At 70.7% G+C, this 21,502-nt stretch carries 15 protein-coding genes, 1 tRNA gene and 1 pseudogene; 15 read left to right on the top strand and 2 right to left on the bottom strand.

All coding sequences use genetic code 11. The features are described 5' to 3' along the window. Window positions 1-148: 148 nt before the first annotated feature. Genes ACFYV1_RS17420 through ACFYV1_RS17435 form a run of 4 tightly spaced genes read left to right on the top strand, consistent with a single transcriptional unit; the run spans window position 149 to window position 1,752 of the window. Window positions 149-685 (top strand): type II secretion system F family protein, encoded by a 537-nt coding sequence (locus ACFYV1_RS17420; protein WP_389396322.1) that lies wholly within the window; start codon window positions 149-151, stop codon window positions 683-685. 53 nt (window positions 686-738) lie between these two features. Then, entirely contained in the window at window positions 739-939 is a 201-nt protein-coding gene (locus ACFYV1_RS17425) for a DUF4244 domain-containing protein (RefSeq protein WP_389396323.1), read from the top strand. 40 nt (window positions 940-979) lie between these two features. After that, window positions 980-1,390: a TadE family type IV pilus minor pilin gene (locus tag ACFYV1_RS17430; protein WP_389396324.1), complete on the top strand. Its 411-nt coding sequence runs from the start codon at window positions 980-982 to the stop codon at window positions 1,388-1,390. Further along, entirely contained in the window at window positions 1,387-1,752 is a 366-nt protein-coding gene (locus tag ACFYV1_RS17435; protein WP_389396325.1) for an Rv3654c family TadE-like protein, read from the top strand. The genes ACFYV1_RS17430 and ACFYV1_RS17435 overlap by 4 nt, the downstream gene beginning before the upstream one ends. Here the strand turns inward: ACFYV1_RS17435 and ACFYV1_RS17440 are convergent. After that, on the bottom strand, window positions 1,688-4,171 hold the full coding sequence (locus tag ACFYV1_RS17440; RefSeq protein WP_389396326.1) for a DEAD/DEAH box helicase: 2,484 nt from the start codon (window positions 4,169-4,171) through the stop codon (window positions 1,688-1,690). The two genes, ACFYV1_RS17435 and ACFYV1_RS17440, sit on opposite strands and share 65 nt — an antisense overlap. 78 nt (window positions 4,172-4,249) lie before the next feature. Between ACFYV1_RS17440 and ACFYV1_RS17445 the strand changes: the two genes are divergently transcribed. From ACFYV1_RS17445 to ACFYV1_RS17495, 11 genes are all read left to right on the top strand, one after another. Continuing rightward, window positions 4,250-4,603, top strand: a complete 354-nt coding sequence (locus ACFYV1_RS17445) for an STAS domain-containing protein (protein ID WP_003967428.1) — start codon at window positions 4,250-4,252, stop codon at window positions 4,601-4,603. Window positions 4,604-4,694: 91 nt separating this feature from the next. After that, the gene (locus tag ACFYV1_RS17450; protein WP_389396327.1) at window positions 4,695-5,138 is read left to right on the top strand and encodes an ATP-binding protein; all 444 of its coding nucleotides are present in this window, start codon (window positions 4,695-4,697) and stop codon (window positions 5,136-5,138) included. A gap of 410 nt (window positions 5,139-5,548) precedes the next feature. Then, window positions 5,549-7,954, top strand: coding sequence for a sodium-translocating pyrophosphatase (locus tag ACFYV1_RS17455; RefSeq protein ID WP_389396328.1), 2,406 nt, complete (start codon window positions 5,549-5,551; stop codon window positions 7,952-7,954). Window positions 7,955-8,152: 198 nt separating this feature from the next. Next, complete coding sequence (locus tag ACFYV1_RS17460) at window positions 8,153-8,725, top strand: small secreted protein (protein ID WP_389396329.1); 573 nt, start codon at window positions 8,153-8,155, stop codon at window positions 8,723-8,725. A 188-nt stretch (window positions 8,726-8,913) separates the two neighbouring features. After that, window positions 8,914-10,413, top strand: a complete 1,500-nt coding sequence (locus ACFYV1_RS17465) for a methyltransferase (RefSeq protein WP_389396330.1) — start codon at window positions 8,914-8,916, stop codon at window positions 10,411-10,413. Between the two features lie 280 nt (window positions 10,414-10,693). Further along, a complete protein-coding gene (locus ACFYV1_RS17470; RefSeq protein ID WP_389396331.1) occupies window positions 10,694-10,891 on the top strand; it encodes a hypothetical protein in 198 nt (65 codons plus the stop codon). Between the two features lie 223 nt (window positions 10,892-11,114). Beyond that, window positions 11,115-13,946, top strand: a complete 2,832-nt coding sequence (gene topA, locus ACFYV1_RS17475; RefSeq protein WP_389396332.1) for a type I DNA topoisomerase — start codon at window positions 11,115-11,117, stop codon at window positions 13,944-13,946. Window positions 13,947-14,066: 120 nt separating this feature from the next. Further along, the gene (gene tmk / locus ACFYV1_RS17480; RefSeq protein WP_389396333.1) at window positions 14,067-17,210 is read left to right on the top strand and encodes a dTMP kinase; all 3,144 of its coding nucleotides are present in this window, start codon (window positions 14,067-14,069) and stop codon (window positions 17,208-17,210) included. A gap of 173 nt (window positions 17,211-17,383) precedes the next feature. Continuing rightward, window positions 17,384-18,589, top strand: a complete 1,206-nt coding sequence (locus ACFYV1_RS17485; RefSeq protein ID WP_389396334.1) for a DNA polymerase III subunit delta' — start codon at window positions 17,384-17,386, stop codon at window positions 18,587-18,589. 98 nt (window positions 18,590-18,687) lie between these two features. Beyond that, window positions 18,688-20,229: an alpha/beta hydrolase gene (locus tag ACFYV1_RS17490; protein ID WP_389396335.1), complete on the top strand. Its 1,542-nt coding sequence runs from the start codon at window positions 18,688-18,690 to the stop codon at window positions 20,227-20,229. Between the two features lie 112 nt (window positions 20,230-20,341). Then, window positions 20,342-20,415 (top strand) — tRNA-Thr (locus ACFYV1_RS17495). Window positions 20,416-20,462: 47 nt separating this feature from the next. Here ACFYV1_RS17495 and ACFYV1_RS17500 read toward each other — a convergent pair. Beyond that, window positions 20,463-21,497 (bottom strand): annotated as a pseudogene (locus ACFYV1_RS17500) (tyrosine-type recombinase/integrase); the annotation flags it as partial. Between the last annotated feature and the right edge of the window lie 5 nt (window positions 21,498-21,502).

The following is a 21,502-nucleotide window of genomic DNA, read 5'->3' on the forward strand; positions in this document are numbered from 1 at the left end:
TCGCGCGAGAATCCGGGCCATCCTGCGGCCGGGCCATGAATCGCGCCGCGGACGCCCGGAATTCGTGCGCCACGCCCGGAGTTGGGCCCCACTCCTCGGGGTGGCCGCCGCCGGTTGCGTGCTGATCGGTGGGCCTGCGGGTGCCGCTGTGGGGTTCGCCGCAGCCTTCGGGCTGCGCCGATGGCAGCGCGGCCGGGAGCAGCGGGCCGGCGCGGGTGCCGCAGCCGCCGACGAGTTGGGAGAAGCCGCACGCCAACTGCCGCTGGCGGCAGACCTGCTGGCCGCATGCATCTCGGCCGGGGCGGGACCCCGTGAGGCCGCTGAGGCGGTCGGTGAGTCGCTGGGTGGCCCGCTCGGCGGCCGCCTTGCACGGACGGCGGCCCAACTGCGGCTGGGCGCCGAAGCGAAACCCGCGTGGGGGTGGTTCGGGGAGACGCCGGGTGCCGAACCGCTGGCCCGCTGCCTCGAACGGGCGGACTCCACAGGAGCTCCGGCGGCAGATCCGGTGTCGCGGCTGGCCGGGCGTTACCGAGCGGACCGGGCCCGCGCGATGGCCGGCCGGGGACGCAAGGCCCAGGTGCTGATCACGGCTCCGGTGGGGCTGTGCTTCCTGCCCGCGTTTCTCGCGGTCGGGGTGGCACCGGTGGTGATCGGACTGGCGGGCGGGCTCCTCAAGGGCGACTGACAGCAGTCAACTCGACGACATGAACGGCAATGCGAACAACGGAGGTTCGGAGCATGTGGGCAATGATGCGAGGCCGGCTGCATGAGCTGCGGCGCAGGATGCGCAACGACGACGGAATGACGACGTCCGAGTACGCGATGGGAACGATCGCCGCCTGTGCCTTCGCTGCCGTCCTGTACAAGATCGTCACCAGCGGGACTGTCTCGGGAGCCCTGGAAGCCGTGATCGGCAAGGCGCTCGATGCACAGTTCTGAGGCGTCCCGCGCTGTCGGCGCCCAGAGAGACAGGGGTTTTGTGACAGCGGAGGCGGCCCTCGCGGTCCCGGCTCTGGTCCTTTTCACCATGGCCCTGATCTGGGCGCTCATGGCCGCCTCCGCGAAGATCCAGTGCGTGGACGCGGCGCGGGCCGCCGCTCGCGCCGCCGCGCGGTCCGAGCCACGGGCGGCCGCGCTCGCCGCCGGCCGGTCCGCGGCGCCGAGCGATTCCGAGATCACCCTGACACGGAGCGGGGACCTGTGGCGCGTACGTGTCGAGGCGGACGCCCCCGGGCCCGGCGTGCTGGCACTGACGCTGAGGGCCGAGGCCGTGGCACTCGCGGAGGACACCGTCGGGCGGCAGCCGGAGTCGGCCGGCACCGAAGCCGCGACCCACCCGGGAGCCCGGCCAAGGGCTTCTCCTGCAGCGGCCGTGGAGGTGAGCCCGTGACAAGGGACCGCGGCTCGGCGACCGTGTGGACAACCATGGCGATCACCACGCTGTGTGTCGTCTTCGTCGTCGTCCTGACGATGGGCCAGGCCGTGGTCGCCCGCCACCGGGCCGGGGCGGCCGCCGATTTCGCGGCGCTCGCCGCTGCCGACACCGCCCTGGACGGAGCTGCCGAGGCCTGCGCAGAGGCCGACCGAGTTGCCCGGGCGCAGGGGGCGGAGGTGGTGCGGTGCGCCGTGACGGGCGAGATCGCGGACGTGACCGCATTGGTCCGTTTCGGCGGCTACGCCCCGGCGGTCAGAGCCCGGGCGGGGCCGCCCGGACTTCCGGAGCCGCCGGCGCTGTCCGGAGCAGTTCCGTGAGCAGCCGGATGGCGCCCCGTTTGTGCAGCGGATCGTTCCCGTTGCCGCATTTGGGTGACTGGATGCAGGACGGGCAGCCCGCGTCGCACTCGCAGGAGGCGATCGCCTCACGGGTCGCGGTCAGCCATTCGCGGGCCGTGTGGAAGGCCCGCTCGGCGAAGCCGGCACCGCCAGGGTGCCCGTCGTACACGAAGACGGTCGGAAGCAGCGTGTCGGGATGGAGCGGCACGGAGACGCCGCCGATGTCCCAGCGGTCGCAGGTGGCGAACAGCGGCAGCATCCCGATGGAGGCGTGCTCCGCGGCGTGCAGGGCGCCGCCCAGTTGTTCCGGGTTGATCCGGGCGGCGTCCAGCTGATCCTCGGTGACCGTCCACCACACAGCACGGGTCCGCAGGGTGCGGGGAGGGAGGTCGAGTTTGGACTCGCCGAGGACTTCGCCGGTGATCAGCCTGCGCCTGAGGAAGGAGACGACCTGGTTGGTGACCTCCACGGAGCCGTAACAGAGGCGGCCGTCGCCCCAAGGGATCTCGATGTCGGTCTCCAGCACGGAGATGGAGGTGGTGTCACGGGCAGTGGTCGAGTAGGGCGGGCTCGCCTCGGTGACCAACGCGACGGAGTCCGCGAGGTCGAGTTGGTCGACCAGGTAGGTACGGCCCTGATGCAGATGGACGGCGCCGTCGTGGACCGCCGAGTGAGCGGCTTCCTCGTCGACCGTGCCGAGCAGCCGGCCGGTTGCGGCCTCGACGATCTGGACGGGGCGGCCGCCCCCGCCCCGGATGTCGGTCAGGTCGGCGGCCCGCTCGCGACGGGTCCAGTGCCAGCCGGAGGCACGCCGCCGCAGGAGCCTCGCGGCCTCCAGCTGGGGCATCAGCCCCTCGGCGGCGGGACCGAACAGCTCGAGGTCGGCGTCCGTGAGCGGCAGCTCGGCGGCGGCAGCGCACAGATGGGGTGCCAGAACGTAGGGGTTGTCGGGGTCGAGGACCGTCGATTCCACCGGACGGTCGAACAGGGCCTCGGGATGATGGACGAGGAAGGTGTCCAGCGGATCGTCGCGGGCGACGAGGACGGCGAGGGCCCCCTGACCGGAACGGCCGGCCCGGCCGGCCTGCTGCCACAGGGAGGCCCGGGTGCCGGGGTAACCGGCGATCAGTACGGCGTCCAGGCCGGCGACGTCCACGCCCAGCTCCAGTGCCGTGGTGGCCGCGAGGCCGAGGAGCTCACCGGAGTGCAGGGCGCGCTCCAGGGCGCGGCGCTCCTCGGGTAGGTAGCCACCCCGGTACGCGGCGACACGCCGAGGCAGGGAGCCGTCCACTTCCGAGAGTCGCTCCTTGGCGATCACGGAGATGAGCTCGGCGCCGCGCCGGGAGCGTACGAAGGCCACGCTGCGTACGCCCTGCACGGTCAGGTCGGTCAGGAGGTCGGCGGTTTCGGCGGTCGCCGTGCGACGCACCGGTGCCCCCTTCTCACCGTGGAGTTCGGTCAGTGGCGGTTCCCACAGAGCGAAGACCATCTCGCCGCGGGGTGAGGCGTCGTCGGCCACCTCCTGTACGGGCAGACCGGTGAGGCGGCCCGCGGCCACGGCCGGTTCCGCGGAGGTCGCGGAGGCGAGCAGGAAGACCGGGTTCGCGCCGTAGCGGGCGCACAGTCGGCGAAGACGCCGCAGCACCTGGGCGACGTGGGAACCGAAGACACCGCGGTAGGTGTGGCACTCGTCGATCACGACGTAGCGCAGGGAGCGCAGGAAGGAGGACCAGCGGGGGTGTGAGGGGAGTATCCCCCGGTGCAGCATGTCCGGGTTGGTGAGGACGTAGTTGGCGTACTGGCGGACCCATTCGCGTTCCTCGACCGGCGTGTCGCCGTCGTAGACGGCGGGGCGGATCCGGTTGCCCAGCGGGGCGGCGAGTTCCTTCACCGCTCGTCGCTGATCGGCGGCGAGGGCCTTGGTGGGGGCGAGATACAGCGCGGTGGTGCCCCGCCCGTTCGGGGCCTCGGCGCCGTCGAGGAGGGCGCTGAGCACCGGTGCCAGGTACGCGAGGGACTTGCCGGACGCCGTGCCGGTCGCGATGACCACGGATTCGCCGTCCAGCGCGTGCTCGGCGGCGGCTGCCTGGTGGGCCCAAGGGTGGTCGATTCCGGCGCGCCGGACGGCGCTGATCACTTCTGCCCGGATGCGGTCCGGCCAGAGCGCATGCCTACCCGGTCTGGGGGGCAGGTGCTCCGTATGAGTGATGCGCGCAGCACGGCCCGCCCCTGCGGCGAGCCGGTCGAGGACCGTGCCGGGGGAGGGGCGGTTTTCCCCGCTTCCGGGCGGTCGACTGGGACGGTGATTCTTGGCCATCGGCACCGAGTGTGTCACTGGCGTGACGGACAATGGTCCCAAGGCGTCGTGCATGGCTGCTGGTAAGTGATTGAATGCCATCGCGGCTGGCGACCGTCTTCCGGCTCCGTCGGGGAGACTTGAAGGGCGGCCGCTCGATAGCAAGGTGCTGGAGGATCCGTGGACCTGTCCCTGTCGACTCGCAATGTGTCCGGCCCTGGTGGCGACCGTACGGTCGTCGAGGTCGGTGGCGAGATTGATGTGTATACCGCGCCCAAGCTGCGCGAGCAGTTGGTCGAGTTGGTGAACGACGGCAGCTATCACCTGGTTGTCGACATGGAGGGCGTGGACTTCCTCGACTCCACCGGCCTCGGCGTGCTCGTCGGCGGCCTCAAGCGGGTGCGCGCGCACGAAGGCTCCCTGCGCCTGGTCTGCAACCAGGAGCGCATTCTCAAGATCTTCCGGATCACGGGCCTGACCAAGGTGTTCCCCATTCACACCACGGTCGACGAAGCTGTAGCCGCGACCGACTGACGTCGGCCGGACACTGCCGGAAGCATGGAGGGGCCCCGGGCATCCAGCCCGGGCCCCTGAGAGGCACGCCCGTACGTCCGAGGGGGACTGCATGGCCACTGTTGAGCTCCGCTTCAGCGCCCAGCCCGAGCACGTCAGGACGGCCCGACTGGTCGCCGCTGCCGTGGCTCGGCGTGCCGGTGTGGAGGAGGCGGTGCTGGACGAGGTCCGGCTCGCCGTCGGAGAAGCCTGCAGCCGTGCGGTCGGGCTGCACCGCAGCCATGGCATCACCGCGCCCGTACGGGTGGTGCTGGCCGATGAGGAGAAGACCTTCTCCATCGAGGTCGGTGACGAGGTGCCGAGCGCCGGTACGGGCTCCACAGCCGTTTCCGGCGGACGCGGCGGCGGGATCACGGACCTCGACGCGGATGGCGAGGACGAGATGGGCCTGGCCGTCATCAGCGGCCTCGTGGACGACGTGGATGTCTCGTCCGACGAGAACGGCGGTGTGATCCGTATGAGCTGGCCGGCGACATTGGACGCCGCCACCCCCTGAGCGCGTCCTGAGCGCGTCCTGAGCACCCCCGGGCGGAGCTTGCCGGACCGAGCCGCCCCGCGTGGGACCGTGCGGGACCGTGCGGGACCGTGCCGGACCGGACAGTCTTGGTCCGGAGGCGTCGCAGGTGCGCCCTGGACCGCCCGGGTAATCGATCTTTTGATCCCCTGATCATTCTGTTTTACCGCGACGCGAAGAGGCCCTGCTGAGCAGGGCCTCTTTCGTATTTTCTAGATCATCGCTCCGGCGTCAATGCGTTTGCCCCATTACTGCTTTCGGGGTCGATTTCGAGAGCCGATCATTTGCTGAGTAGCAAGTCAAGGTCAATTGCATTTATCGCGCACTGTTTTGATCAGGTTCCGCTCCCTACAATCCGTCCACATCTTGAGCTTGAACGTCAAGGAGGACGAATGGCGGGGCTCTTCAACCCACAGCTGATCGATCAACCCACATCTCTCGCGGCTGCGGTACTCACGGATGACAACCGGCTGATCGTTATTGTGATCGCGGTCGTCGCCGTGGCGGCGCTCGTCGTCGCCCAGCTCCTGGTGCGCCAGGTGCTCGCAGCCGGCGAGGGCACCGATTCCATGAAGAAGATCGCTGCCGCGGTGCAGGAAGGCGCTAATGCCTATCTGGCGCGGCAGCTGCGCACACTCGGCATCTTCGCCGTCGTGGTGTTTTTCCTGCTCATGCTGCTTCCGGCCGACGATTGGTCGCAGCGTGCCGGTCGCTCGGTGTTCTTCCTGGTGGGTGCGCTTTTCTCGGCGGCCACCGGATACATCGGCATGCGTCTGGCCGTACGGGCCAATGTTCGCGTCGCCGCCGCCGCTCGTGAAGCGACGCCGGCGGAAGGCGAGGCGGAAAAGGATCTGACAGCCGTCGCGCACAAGGCGATGAAGATCGCTTTCCGTACCGGAGGCGTCGTCGGAATGTTCACGGTGGGCCTGGGCCTGCTCGGTGCTTCCTGCGTCGTGCTCGTCTACGCGGCGGACGCGCCGAAGGTGCTCGAAGGTTTCGGGCTCGGCGCCGCGCTCATCGCCATGTTCATGCGTGTCGGCGGCGGCATCTTCACCAAGGCGGCCGACGTCGGCGCCGACCTCGTCGGCAAGGTAGAGCAGGGCATCCCCGAGGACGACCCGCGCAACGCCGCCACCATCGCCGACAACGTGGGCGACAACGTCGGCGACTGTGCGGGCATGGCGGCCGATCTCTTCGAGTCGTACGCCGTCACTCTCGTCGCGGCCCTCATCCTCGGCATGGCGGCGTTCGGCGACGCCGGGCTCGCCTTCCCGCTCATCGTCCCGGCGATCGGCGTGGTCACCGCGATGATCGGCATCTTCGCGGTCGCCCCGCGGCGCGCCGACCGCAGCGGGATGACCGCGATCAACCGCGGCTTCTTCATCTCCGCGCTGATCTCTCTGGCCCTGGTGGCCGTGGCCGCCTTCGCCTACCTGCCCGGCACCTATGCCGAGTTGGACGGCGTCGGCGACGCGGCCGTCCGTGCGCACGACGGGGACCCCAGGGTCCTGGCACTCGTCGCCGTAGCCATCGGCATCGTGCTGGCCGCGCTGATCCAGCAGCTGACCGGCTACTTCACCGAGACCAACCGCCGCCCTGTCCGGGACATTGGCAAGTCGTCGCTGACCGGCCCGGCCACGGTGGTCCTGGCGGGAATCTCCATCGGCCTCGAATCGGCCGTCTACACGGCGCTGTTGATCGGCCTCGGCGTGTACGGGGCCTTCCTGCTCGGCGGCACGTCCATCATGCTCGCGCTCTTCGCCGTGGCACTGGCGGGCACCGGCCTGCTCACCACCGTCGGCGTCATCGTGGCCATGGACACCTTCGGTCCGGTCTCCGACAACGCCCAGGGCATCGCTGAGATGTCGGGAGACGTCCAGGGGGCGGGCGCGCAGGTCCTGACCGACCTTGACGCCGTCGGCAACACCACCAAGGCCATCACCAAGGGCATCGCGATCGCCACGGCGGTGCTCGCGGCCGCCGCGCTCTTCGGCTCGTACCGCGACGCGATCGCCACGGCGGCCGGGGACGTGGGGGAGAAGCTGGGCGACGGCGCTCCGATGAACCTGGTGATGGACATCTCGCAGCCCAACAACCTGGTGGGTCTGGTCCTCGGCGCCGCGGTCGTCTTCCTCTTCTCCGGCCTTGCCATCAACGCCGTCTCCCGTTCGGCGGGCGCAGTGGTCTACGAGGTGCGGCGGCAGTTCCGCGAGCACCCGGGGATCATGGACTACACGGAGAAGCCGGAGTACGGCCGTGTCGTGGACATCTGCACCAAGGACGCACTGCGCGAGCTGACCACTCCGGGCCTGCTCGCCGTGCTGACGCCCATCGCGGTCGGCTTCTCACTCGGGGTCGGCGCCCTCGGTGCCTTCCTGGCCGGTGCGATCGGCACCGGGACGCTGATGGCCGTGTTCCTCGCCAACTCCGGTGGAGCGTGGGACAACGCCAAGAAGCTCGTCGAGGACGGCCACCACGGCGGCAAGGGCAGCGAGGCCCATGCCGCGACGGTCATCGGTGACACGGTGGGCGACCCGTTCAAGGACACCGCGGGCCCGGCCATCAACCCTCTGCTGAAGGTGATGAACCTGGTGGCGCTGCTCATCGCGCCCGCGGTCGTCCAGTTCAGCTACGGGGACGATGCCAACGCCGGGGTGCGCGCCGTGGTCGCGGTGCTGGCGATCCTGGTGATCGTCGGAGCGGTGTACGTCTCGAAGCGGCGCGGTATCGCCGTCGAAGACGAGGGCGGCGCGACGGAGCGCAGCGCGAAGCCGGCCGATCCGGCGGTGGTTTCCTGACACTCGTTCAACAGACCGACGGGCGGGACGGCTTGATTGCCGCCCGCCCGTCGGCCTGTGTTCCGCAGGGACAGGTGAGCCTTGTCTCCCTTGGTGCAAATGGCTTCAATAGCCCACGAATCCGGCGCACGACACGCGGTTGTCGCCCAGTTGGCGTGTATGTTCCGGGGCCGAGAGGCCTTGGAAGGGACCGATCCGGTGAACAAGAAGCTTGCGGCCGCACTGTCCAGCGGTGCGGTACTGGTACTGGCGCTGTCTGGCTGCGGCGACGACGGCGAGGAGAAGGTGAACGCCTGGGCGAAGGAGGTCTGCGACCAGGCCCAGCCGCAGATCAAGAAGAGGGCTGATGCCCAGCAGGCCATCATCTCGACTGCCGCGGACGGCAAGCCGGCCGACATCCAGGCTGCCGACTCCAAGGCGTTCGCGGACATCGCGTCCGCGGACAAGGCGCTCGCCAAGGCGGTCAGGGACGCGGGCGTGCCCCCGGTCGAGAACGGCGAGAGGCTCCAGCAGGACGCGGTGACGGAACTCGACGCCACCGCCGCCGCCTACCTCGACCTGAAGAAGCAGGTCGACGACCTCGACCCGAAGAACCAGCAGAAGTTCGCCGACGGTCTTCAGACCGTCGCGGACGGCCTGAAGAAGATCGAGCGCATGGACCAGGCGGCTCTGGCGAAGCTGCAGTCGGGGCAACTCGGCAAGGCCATGGCCAAGCAGCCCGGGTGCCAGCGGGCCAAGACGTCGAGCCCCGCCGGCGGATCGTCGGCGTAGCCCGGCAGAGCGAGTCGTAGCCCGGCGGGGCGGAGCGGGGTGCTGCACGGCGCGAGTTCCGGGTCCGTGCGGCGAGACCGGTTCCGGCCCGGAGAGCGCGGGCGGTGCGGCGCATGTCGTGCGGGCGGTGCGGTGCATGTCGCGCGGGCGGTGCGGCGCATGTCGGTGGTGGCGGCCACAATGGGCAGGTGAGTACGACCAGCCTCCCCGTGTCCGACCACTCGCCCCGGCTCCGCGAGTCGCTCCTCGCTGCTGCCTTCACCGCCGACGGGCTCCTCGACCTGCTCGGCGCGCCCGCCTATGCGGCGCTCGCCCGCAGCGAGACCGTGCCCGCGCTGCGCGCCACTCGCGGGGCCGGCGCCCTCGAGACCCTCGTCCGGCTGTTTCTGCTCCAGTGCGCGGTGCCGTACGAGAGCGCCCGCGCCGCGCTGCCCCTCGATGAGTGCGTCGCGGACGGCTGGGTGGTGCGCGACGGTGACGAGGTGCGGGCCGCTGTGGACATCCGCCCGTACGGCGGGCCGGAGGGCCAGGACTGGTTCATCGTGTCCGACCTCGGGTGCGCGGTCGGCGGAGCCGGCGGTGCGAGCGGCCAGGGCGAGGGCGTGGTTCTCGGTGTCGGGGGCGCGTCCACCACGCTCGCCGGTATCACCGTGCGCCGGCCCGTGACCGCCGCGCTTGATCTGGGGACCGGTTCCGGCATCCAGGCGCTGCACGCCGCGCAGCACGCGACTCGTGTCACGGCCACCGATCTGAACCCTCGCGCCCTGCACTTCACCCGGCTCACGCTCGCCCTGTCCGGTGCGAGGGAGGCCGACCTGCGTGAGGGCTCGCTGTTCGAGCCCGTCGGATCCGACACGTACGACCTGATCGTGTCGAACCCGCCGTTCGTCATCTCTCCGGGCGGCCGGCTGACGTACCGGGACGGTGGGATGGGCGGGGACGATCTGTGCCGCTCGCTCGTCCAGCAGGCGGGGGACAGGCTCAACGACGGCGGTTATGCCCAGTTCCTCGCCAACTGGCAGCACGTGGAGGGGGAGGACTGGCAGGAGCGGCTGCGCTCCTGGGTGCCACGCGGCTGCGATGCCTGGATCGTCCAGCGTGAGGTGCAGGACATCACGCAGTACGCCGAACTCTGGCTGCGCGACAGCGGGGACCACCGCACCGATCCCGCGCAGTACGCCGCGCGGTACGACGCCTGGCTCGACGAGTTCGAGGCGCGGAAGACCAAGTCGGTCGGTTTCGGGTGGATCACGCTCAGGAAGTCCGGTTCCGAGCGCCCCTCGATCGTCGCGGAGGAATGGCCCCACCCCGTCGAGCAACCGCTCGGCGACACCGTGCGCGCGCACTTCGCGCGCCAGGAGTATCTGCGAGACCGCGACGACGCGGCGCTGCTCGGCGATCGTTTCCTGCTGGCCGACGAGGTCATGCAGGAGCAGGTCGGGCTGCCGGGCGCGGAGGACCCGGAGCATGTGGTCCTGCGTCAGAACCGCGGCATGCGCCGCGCGACAAAGGTCGACACGGTCGGCGCCGGTTTCGCGGGAGCCTGCGACGGGAGCCTGAGCGCCGGGCAGATTCTCGACGCCATCGCCCAGTTGATCGAGGAGGACCCCGTCCTGCTGCGCGACCGCACTCCGCAGGCCCTGCGGCTGCTGGTGGACGAGGGCTTCCTGGTGCCCGCCCCTCACTGACGCAGAACTCCGGCCGTCGTCGCAGCGGTGCCGGCGGGCACGCACGGCCGACAAACGCAGTCGGCGATGGGCCAGGTGCGAGCGCCGGACGGACGAGGGACGGGAATCGGCGGAGAAATCCGGCCAAGGTTCATTTGCGGCAGATGTCCTGTGACATTCCCGCGACCGGGCGGGTGAACCCCACGTGGCGTTCACCCGCAGTTGGTGCCTGCGACGCCCGAGAGTGCCAGCCTCGCCCTTCACAGGGACCCTCGGCACCAGGGAAGGACCGGTTACGGGCATGGAGAGCGGGCCAGCGATCTTCGCCGGGACGGCATTCGCGCTGTTCGGGGCCGGACTGCTGCTGTGGACAGGAACATGCCTGCTGCAGCGTCGGCCCGTCGCCCAGGGGGTGGCCCCGGCCACAGCCCTCACCGTCACGACCGGGTTCGGTGCGGTGTTCCTCACGCTCGCGGTCTGGTGCTTCGGCCGCCTCTGACACAGGGCCGGAAGACGACGTGCCGGGTCCGGGCGGCAGGAAAGGCCGGACTCGGGTTACCGTTCGAGTGGCCGTTGCGGGCTTTTGCCGTTTGACACGGGGGCGGGTTGTACCGTCACACTCCGCAGCGACAGCCGCGCCACAGCAGCGCAGCCAGGCATGAGCACCGCATGCCGCAGTGCTGTGAGCGCCCATCGAGCGTCGACCGGAGAGAAGAGCGAAGTTGTCCCCGACCAGCGAGACCGCACACGGCGGCCGCCGACTCGTGATCGTCGAGTCGCCTGCCAAGGCGAAGACGATCAAGGGCTACCTCGGCCCCGGCTATGTCGTCGAGGCGAGTGTCGGGCACATCCGCGACCTGCCGAACGGCGCCGCAGAGGTGCCGGAGAAGTACACCGGTGAGGTGCGTCGCCTCGGCGTCGACGTGGAGCACGACTTCCAGCCCATCTACGTCGTCAACGCCGACAAGAAGGCACAGGTCAGGAAACTCAAGGAGCAGCTCGCCGAGTCCGACGAGCTCTATCTCGCCACAGATGAGGACCGCGAGGGCGAAGCCATCGCGTGGCACCTCCTCGAGGTCCTCAAGCCCAAGGTCCCCGTTCACCGGATGGTCTTCCACGAGATCACCAAGGACGCGATCCGCGCCGCCGTCGCCAACCCGCGCGAGCTCAACAAGCGCATGGTCGACGCCCAGGAGACCCGGCGCATCCTCGACCGCCTCTACGGCTACGAGGTCTCGCCGGTCCTGTGGAAGAAGGTCATGCCCCGGCTGTCCGCCGGCCGTGTCCAGTCCGTCGCGACCCGTCTCGTCGTCGAGCGCGAGCGTGAGCGCATCGCCTTCCGCTCCGCCGAGTACTGGGACCTGACCGGCACGTTCTCCACCGGCCGGGCGGGCGACGCCTCCGACCCGTCCACGCTCATGGCCCGTCTGAACACCGTCGACGGGCAGCGTGTCGCGCAGGGCCGTGACTTCGGTTCTGACGGCCGGCTCAAGTCCGGGCAGGTGCTCCACCTCGACGAGGCGAACGCCCGCTCCCTCGCCGCCGCGCTCGAGGGCGCGTCGTTCGCCGTCCGCTCGGTCGAGTCCAAGCCGTACCGCCGCTCGCCGTATGCGCCGTTCCGCACGACGACGATGCAGCAGGAGGCCTCGCGGAAGCTGGGCTTCGGGGCCAAGGCCACCATGCAGGTCGCGCAGAAGCTGTACGAGAACGGCTTCATCACCTACATGCGTACGGACTCCACCACGCTCTCCGACACGGCCGTCTCCGCGGCCCGTGCGCAGGTGACGCAGCTGTACGGTGCCGACTACCTGCCGGAGAAGCCGCGTGTCTACGCCGGCAAGGTCAAGAACGCGCAGGAGGCGCACGAGGCGATCCGTCCCTCCGGTGATCGTTTCCGCACTCCGGCGGAGACCGGGCTGACCGGTGACCAGTTCAGGCTCTACGAGCTGATCTGGAAGCGGACCGTCGCCTCCCAGATGAAGGACGCGACGGGTGACTCCGTCACCGTGAAGATCGGCGGCCGGGCGTCCGACGGCCGTGACGCCGAGTTCACCGCGTCCGGCAAGACCATCACCTTCCACGGCTTCATGAAGGCCTACGTCGAGGGCGCCGACGACCCGAACGCGGAGCTCGACGACCGCGAGCGGCGTCTGCCGCAGGTCTCCGAGGGTGACGCGCTGTCCTCCGAGGAGATCTCGGTCGACGGTCACGCGACCAAGCCGCCGGCCCGTTACACCGAGGCCTCGCTGGTCAAGGAGCTGGAAGAGCGCGAGATCGGCCGCCCGTCGACCTACGCCTCGATCCTCGGCACCATCCTCGACCGCGGATACGTCTTCAAGAAGGGGACGGCCCTCGTCCCCTCATTCCTCTCCTTCGCCGTGGTCAACCTGCTGGAGAAGCACTTCGGCCGGCTCGTCGACTACGACTTCACCGCGAGGATGGAGGACGATCTCGACCGCATCGCCCGCGGCGAGGCGCAGGCCGTGCCGTGGCTGAGGCGCTTCTACTTCGGCGAGGGCGAAGCGACCGGTGCCGCGTCGGAGGCGGGCAACGGCGACGGCGACCACCTCGGCGGCCTCAAGGAACTGGTCACCGACCTCGGCGCGATCGACGCCCGGGAGATCTCCAGCTTCCCCGTCGGCAACGACATCAAGCTACGGGTCGGCCGTTACGGGCCGTACGTCGAGCGTGGCGAGAAGGACGCGGAGGGCCACCAGCGCGCCGACGTCCCGGACGACCTCGCCCCCGACGAGCTCACCGTCGAGTACGCCGAGGAGATGCTGGCCAAGCCCAGCGGCGACTTCGAGCTGGGCACCGACCCGGCCAGCGGGCACCAGATCGTCGCCAAGGACGGGCGTTACGGCCCGTACGTCACGGAGATCCTCCCCGAGGGCACCCCGAAGACCGGCAAGAACGCGGTCAAGCCGCGGACGGCGTCGCTCTTCAAGACCATGTCCCTGGACACGGTCACCCTCGAGGACGCGCTGAAGCTGATGTCACTGCCGCGGGTGGTCGGCACCGACGCCGAAGGCGTCGAGATCACCGCGCAGAACGGGCGCTACGGTCCGTACCTCAAGAAGGGCACCGACTCGCGCTCCCTGGAGAACGAGGAGCAGCTCTTCTCGATCACGCTCGACGAGGCGCTGGCGATCTACGCGCAGCCCAAGCAGCGTGGCCGGGCCGCCGCCAAGCCGCCGCTGAAGGAACTGGGCACTGACCCGGTCAGCGAGCGTCCGGTGGTCGTCAAGGACGGCCGCTTCGGCCCGTACGTGACGGACGGCGAGACGAACGCCACCCTGCGGACCGGCGACAGCGTCGAGGACATCACTCCGGAGCGCGGCTACGAGCTGCTCGCCGAGAAGCGGGCCAAGGGCCCCGCCAAGAAGACCGCGAAGAAGGCCCCGGCGAAGAAGGCCCCGGCCAAGAAGACGGCGGCGAAGAAGACCGCCGCGAAGAAGACGACAGCCGCCAAGAAGACGACCGCCAAGACCGCCGCCAAGAAGACGACGGCGAAGACGGCGGCCAAGAAGGCGGTCTCGTCGGCCGACGAGTAGGCATCAAGGCCGAACGCGTACGGGCGCTCTGCGGCAGGGAAACTTCACACCCTTGCCACAGAGCGCCCGTATGTTCGGACACCCCTCCGGGGAGCACGCGGCTCCGGATAGGCTGGTCGAATGACGCGAGCCGAGCAGCCAGCCGAGCAGCAGGCGGTCATGAACACCGCTTCAGAGACTGCTTCAGACGCGTCGGACTCCGACGCACTCACCACGGACTCACGTGAACGGGCCGTGCGCTCCCTTCTGCGCCACCCGCCGCTGAGGCGGTTGTGGAACGCCCAGGTGGTCGGCGGCGTCGGAGACGCCCTCGCCGTTCTTGTGCTTCTGCTGCTGTCGCTGCAGGCGGCCGTGGCGTCGGGTTCGCTCGGGAGCGGATACCGCGGGGCGGCCTTCGCGGTCGCCGCGGTGCTCGGCGCCCGGGTCCTGTCCACGCTCCTCTTCGGAGCCGTACTCCTCGGTCCGATGACCTCGCTCACGGCACCGAGCGGTCCGCTGGACCGCCGCTGGACCATGATCGGTTCGGACGGTCTGCGGCTGGCGCTGCTGGTTGTCGCACCACTGTGGATCAACTGGACACCCGGCAACGCACTCGTGATTCTCCTGGTCACGGTCTTCCTGACCGGCGTCGCGGAGCGGCTGTGGACCGTCGCCCGTGAGGGCGCCGCGCCCGCGCTGCTGCCCGCGCCGCCGCCGGAGGGAGCGGCGGTACGGCCGCTGCCCGACCACCTCGACGCGCTGCGCAGGCTGTGGCAGCGCACGGGATTCGCCGTCATCCCCGTCGCGGCCGCGGCTCTGCTGGTCGCCACGCTGATCGGCAACCTGCTTGCCACCGGCATCGAGTGGTTCTCGCTGCACCAGGCGGCTCTCGGCTCCTACCTCGCGGCCGGGCTGTTCGCCGCGTCGATCTCGACCCTGTACTTCGTGGAGCTGCCGGGCTCGCAGACGCCCCGGCCGCGTTCGCCGCTCGAGGGCCTGCGCAGGCCTTCCACCGGCGACGGCCTGGACAAGGGACGTACCGGCGCCATACCGCTGTTCGTCCTCGGCTGTGCCGCGGTCACCGGGGCCATCGCCTCCGCCGCGGCCGTCTCCGTACTGCACGCAGGCGACCTGGACGGCGGGCCGGTCACCTTCGCGCTGCTGATCCTCGCCCTCATCGGCGGCACCGGTGCCGGCATCCGCGGGGCCGGCGCGGTACTGCCCTCACTGTCACGCCGCCGTCTGCTCGCCCTGGCGCTCGCGGTGACGGGCGTCGCGCTGCTCGCCATGGGCCTTGTGCCGGACACGGCGACCGGGCTGTTCCTCGCAGCGGTGGCCGGCCTCTCGGCGGGCGTCGCCGCCCACACCGGCCACGCCCTCGTCGACCAGGAGACAGAGGACTTCCGGCGGCCGAGGCTCACCGCGCACCTGCAGGCCGTCGTCCGCGTCGTCGTCGCACTGGCCGCGGTCGCCGCGCCGCTGCTCGCCGCGGCGATCGGACCGCACCGGCTGGCCGGCGGGGACTTCGTCTTCGCCCACGGCGGGGCGGCTTTCACGCTCATGCTCGTCGGGGCGCTGCTGCTCCCCGTCGCCGCGATCGTCCTCGCCAAGACGGACGACCGGTCGGGTGTGCCGCTGCGCCGCGACATCGGCGACGCGCTGCGCGGTGGCGCCGACCCGGCGCAGGCACCCGCGGCGACCGGTTTCTTCATCGCCATCGAAGGCGGCGACGGAGCCGGCAAGTCCACGCAGGTGGAAGCCCTCGCCGAGTGGATCCGTGCCAAGGGCCACGAGGTGGTCGTCACCCGCGAGCCCGGCGCCACCCCGGTCGGCAAGCGGCTGCGCTCCATCCTGCTGGACGTGTCGAGCGCCGGACTGTCCAACCGCGCGGAGGCACTGCTGTACGCGGCCGACCGTGCCGAACACGTCGACTCGGTGATCCGCCCGGCCCTCGACCGAGGCGCGATCGTCATCTCCGACCGTTACATCGACTCGTCCGTGGCCTATCAGGGCGCCGGCCGTGATCTGTCCCCGACCGAGATCGCCCGGATCTCGCGCTGGGCGACGGACGGCCTCGTGCCCCATCTGACCGTGCTGCTCGACGTCTCCCCCGAGGCCGCGCGGGAACGCTTCACCGAGGCGCCGGACCGGCTCGAGTCGGAGCCGGCGGAGTTCCACCAGCGGGTGCGTGCCGGTTTCCTGACCCTGGCCGCTGCCGACCCCGGCCGCTATCTGGTCGTCGACGCCGGCCAGGAGCCCGAGTCCGTCACCACCGTCGTACGGCACCGGCTGGACCAGTTGCTGCCCCTGTCGGACGCCGAGATCAAGGCTCGTGAGGAAGCGCGCAGGGCGGCCGAGGAGGAAGCCCGCCGCAAGGCCGAGGAGGAGGCCGCACGCAAGGCCGAGGAGGAGCGCCTCGAACGCGAGCGGCAGGAACAGCTCGCCAAGCTCCGTGCCGAGGAGGAGGAGCGCAAGCGCCGCGAGCTGGAGGAAGCGCGGCAGCGTGAGGCCGAGCGCCAGGCCGAGGAGGCCAGGCAGCGGGCGGAGGAGGCCCGGCGCCGTGCCGAGGAGGAGCGGCTGCGCCGCGAGGCCGAGGAGAAGGCCCGCCAGGCTGAGCAGGAACGTCTTCGCAAGCAGGCCGAAGAAGAGGCCCGGCTGCGCAAGGAGGCGGAGGAACGTCGCCTGGAGAAGCAGCGCAAGGCGGAGGAGGCGCTGCTGCGGGCGGAGGAGGCACGCAGGGCGGCGGCGGCCGCTGCGGCGGCGACCGCCGCCGAGTCCGCCTCCGAGATCACGGTGCCGACCCCGGTCGTCAAGCCGGACGACGTCACGCAGGAGGTCCCGGTCCCGGGCGGGTCGCACGACGCCACGAGCATCCTGCCCAAGGTCCCCGACGAGGCGGAGACGGCGATGCTGCCGAAGGTCTCCGACGACGCGGACACGGCCATGCTGCCGCCGGTGCGGGACCCCCGGGCTGTCGACGAGACGGCGGTGCTGCCTCCGGTACGTGACGCCGGGATGTCCGACCCGGCGGACCGGGTGCCGAGGGGGATCTTCCGCGACGAGCGCGAGGCGCAGGGGCACGAACGAGGTGCGGCCGGCGAGAGCGGGAACGAGCGCACCACGGAACTTCCGCAGGTGGACCCTGCCGCGGAACGTCCCCGCCGCCGCTCCGACTGGGCGGAGGAGACCCCGCTCGACGACCTTCCGACCCTCGCGGACGAGCTCCTCGGCCCGCACGAGGACGACGAGGGCGGAGGCCGCGGGCGCCGGGGCAGGCACGGCTGACGGACGCGCGGCAAGCCGGCGGACGCCCGGCAAGAGGGCGGACGACGAGAAGGAGGACCGGGCCGGTGCCCGGTCCTTCTCCATTCACGGCTCCGTGACGGAACCGGGTGGACGGCACTGTCGGTGCCCTCCCCCACAATGGGAGAGCGCAACGGGAAAGGCGGTGACGGCACATGGCCGTGTGGGACGACGTGGTCGGCCAGGAGCGGGTCCAGGAGCAGCTCTCCGCCGCCGCGCGCGACGCCGACGCGCACGTCACCGCCCACGCGGCGGGAGAACCGGTGTCCTCCGCGTCGAAGATGACGCACGCGTGGCTGTTCACCGGGCCCCCCGGCTCCGGGCGCGTCACCGCGGCGCGGGCCTTCGCGGCGGCACTGCAGTGCACAGGCCCGGACCGTGCCCTCGGCGGCACGCCCGGGTGCGGCTTCTGCGACGGCTGCCACACCGCCTTGGTCGGCACACACGCGGATGTGAGCTGGATCGCCGCCACGGGTACGCAGATCCTCGTCAGCGACATGCGGGACACCGTCCGCAAGTCGTTCACCGCTCCGGCGAACGGCCGCTGGCAGGTGATCCTCGTCGAGGACGCCGAGCGGTTGAACGAGAGGTCGGCCAACGCCGTGCTGAAAGCCGTCGAGGAGCCGGCCCCCCGCACCGTGTGGCTGCTGTGCGCGCCCTCCCTGGAGGACGTGCTGCCCACCATCCGCTCCCGGTGCCGTCACCTCACCCTGCGTACGCCGCCGGTGGCCGCGGTCACCGACGTGCTGATCAGGAGGGACGGCGTCGAGCCGGACCTCGCGGCGTCGGTGGCCCGCGCCACGCAGGGGCACATCGGCCGTGCGCGACGCCTCGCCACCGACGAGCGGGCGCGGGCCCGCCGGAGCGCCGTGCTCAAGATGCCCCTTCGAGTGGAGGACATCGGGGGGTGCCTCAGGGCCGCCCAGGAGCTGGTCGACGCCGCCGCCGACGACGCCAAGCAGGTGGCGGAGGACACGGACGTGAAGGAGACCGAGGAACTCAAGGCGGCGCTCGGCGCTTCCGAGAGCGGCCGGATGCCGCGCGGGACGGCTGGGCTGATGAAGGAACTCGAGGACAGGCAGAAGCGCCGTAAGACCCGTACGCAGCGGGACAGCCTCGATCTGGCCCTCACGGACCTGACGGGCTTCTACCGCGACGTCCTGGCGATCCAGATGGGTTCCCGGGTCGCACTCGCCAACGACGACGTGCGTGATTCCCTCGACCGCGTCGCCCGCGGCTCCACACCCGAGCGCACGCTGCGCCGGATAGAGGCGGTGGTCGCCTGCCGCGACGCGCTGGAGCGCAATGTCGCGCCACTGCTGGCGATCGAGGCGATGGCCGTCGCGCTGCGAGCGGGCTGACGGCAAAGGGCCGGGGACCGGTGCCACGGCCGGTTGACCGGTTCGTCCCTGCGAGCCGGGACCGGCTCCGGCAGCCCGCTGCCGTTACGCTCCGTTGGATGGACACCAGGCGCCTGCTCCGCACCTTCGCCCTTCCGCTGGCCACGCTCGGCCTCCTCGCCTCCGCCTGCACGGGGGGCGGCACGCCTTCCGGCGGATCCGATGCGTCGGGAGCGGCGGGACGGGCAGCACCTTCCGCGGCCCTCGAGCCGTACTACGGGCAGAAGCTGGACTGGCGCGCATGCGGCACGCCGGGCTTCGAGTGCGCCACGATGAAGGCCCCGCTGGACTACGCGGAACCGGACGGCGACTCGATCAAGCTCGCAGTCTCCCGGGTCAAGGCCACCGGGCCGGGCAAGCGGCTCGGCTCCCTGCTCGTGAACCCGGGCGGTCCCGGCGGCTCGGCCGTCGGCTACCTCCAGGCGTACGCCGGCATCGGCTACCCCGCCCCCGTCCGTGCCCGTTACGACATGGTGGCCGTCGACCCGCGCGGCGTCGCCCGCAGCGAACCCGTCGAATGCCTGACCGGCCCCGAGATGGACAAGTACACCCAGGTCGACCAGACGCCCGACGACGCCGCGGAGGCGACCGCCCTGGAGCAGGCGTACAAGACCTTCGCCGCGGGCTGCGAGAAGCGATCCGGAAAGGTCCTGCCTCATGTCTCCACCGAGGAGGCGGCCCGTGACATGGACATCGTGCGCGCGGTGCTGGGCGACGAGAAGCTGACCTACGTCGGAGCCTCGTACGGCACCTTCCTCGGCGCGACCTACGCCGAGCTCTTCCCCGACCGGACGGGCCGACTGGTCCTCGACGGGGCCATGGACCCGTCCCTCCCCGCCCGCGAACTGAACCGCGACCAGACGGCCGGCTTCGAGACCGCCTTCAAGTCCTTCGCCGCCGACTGCGTCGAGAAGACGGACTGCCCGCTGGGCCGGGAGTCCGTCGCCGACGCCACCAGCCGGCTCAAGGACTTCTTCACGAAGCTCGACGCGTCGCCCGTGGGCACCGGCGAGGACCGTGAGCTCGGCGAGTCGCTGGCCACCACCGGTGTGATCGCCGCCATGTACGACGACGGCGCGTGGCCTCAGCTGCGCTCCGCGCTGGCGGCCGCGCAGGACGGCAACGGCGCCCCTCTGCTGGCCATGGCCGACAGCTACTACGAGCGTGAGACGGACGGCTCGTACGCGAATCTGATGTTCGCCAACGCGGCCGTCAACTGCGTCGACCTCCCGGCGGCCTTCAACGGCGCCGACGCCGTCCGCGCCGCGCTCCCCGGCTTCGAGAAGGCTTCCCCGGTCTTCGGCCGCGGCTTCGCCTGGGCCGCCCTGAACTGCGGCTTCTGGCCGACGCCCGCCACCGGCAAGCCCCACCCCATCGAGGCGAAGGGCGCGGCCCCGATCGTGGTCGTCGGCACCACCCGCGACCCCGCCACGCCGTACAAGTGGGCCCAGAGCCTCGCCGACCAGCTTTCGTCGGGCCGGCTGCTGACGTACGACGGCGACGGCCACACCGCCTACGGCCGGGGCAGCGACTGCATCGACACGGCGATCAACACGTACCTCCTGGAGGGCGAGGCCCCGCGGGACGGCAAGCGCTGCTGAGGCTCTCGCCGGGGCCGTCGGGAGGTGGTTCGGGGCACCCCGAAGAACCCTGTAGACTTGGCGCCGCTGCTGATGAGAGCGTGTCCCGCGAGGATACGTACATCCGCAGCCTGCCGCCTTAGCTCAGTTGGCCAGAGCAACGCACTCGTAATGCGTAGGTCTCGGGTTCGAATCCCGAAGGCGGCTCCGTAAAGGCCCCAGGACTCACTCGCCGTGACCTGGGGCTTTTGCTTTTACCGCATTCGGCGGCGGCGCTGCGCGCGTGCTGTGCGAGTGTCGGCGGTCTCATTTCTGGTCTCAGTGGGACTCAGAACCGGGGCCGACGGAGACGACGGCGGGGGTACGAGAAACTCGCCCCTGCGCCGCATGGCGTCCTTGGACAGGTGGGACCGGCCCTTGACGTACCGTCGGGTCTGACTGATCTGCGTGTGCCGCAGGATCTCCATGATCGTGGGCATGTCGACGCCCAGTTCGTTGAGGATCGTGCCGGCGGTGTGGCGGCTTCCGTCGTACAGGCGGCGGTCATCGATCCCGGCCTCCTTGAGCAGTTCCTTGAACTCCTCGTAGTCAGCGCGGGGATCCAGCGGCCGGCCGTCCGGGCGCGAGAACACGACGTCGTGCTCCTGCCACAGTTCCACAGCAGCTTCCCGTACCGCTTGCTGCTGTGCCTTGTGGTCGTGCAGGAAGGGAACGAAGACGGGCGGGATCGGCACGGCGTTTCGGCTCTTCTTGGTCTTGGGCCGGGTGAAGGTGAGTCCGCCTTCCTTGCGCTCCGGGCAGGTGCTCGCATGCTTCGTGCACGTCGTGGCGCACGGCTTCGGGCAGCCACGCTTGTAGCCCTTGTGCGTGGTGCAGTCCGGCGGGCACGGCTCGAAGCGGTGCAGACGCCCTCCACAGGCGTGCGGATTGTCGCAGCCGTGCCGCCATGTGAGGCGCTGAAGCTGCCACTCGGGGCGGAACAGCTCCGCTTCCAGGTCGACATACGACCAGCGCAGCCCGAGCGTCTCCCCTTGCCGGAACCCCATGCCGACCCCGACAATCCATCGCATGAAGGTCGGTCGCTTCGCCGCGGCTTCGAGGAACGTCTTCGCCTCCTCCTTGGTGAAGGGATTGGCCTCGGTCTCGTCAATGCTCGGCGGGTCCACGAGCGTGGCGACGTTCTCGCCGACGATGCGGCGGCGGTGGGCGATCTTCAAGGCGCGGGACAGAATGCGGTGCACTTTCACGACGTGCGAGGGAGCGTGGCCGGCATCGAGCATGGCCCGGTGGTGGG

This window comes from Streptomyces sp. NPDC003023, from assembly GCF_042888225.1.
Classification (GTDB): Bacteria; Actinomycetota; Actinomycetes; order Streptomycetales; family Streptomycetaceae; genus Streptomyces.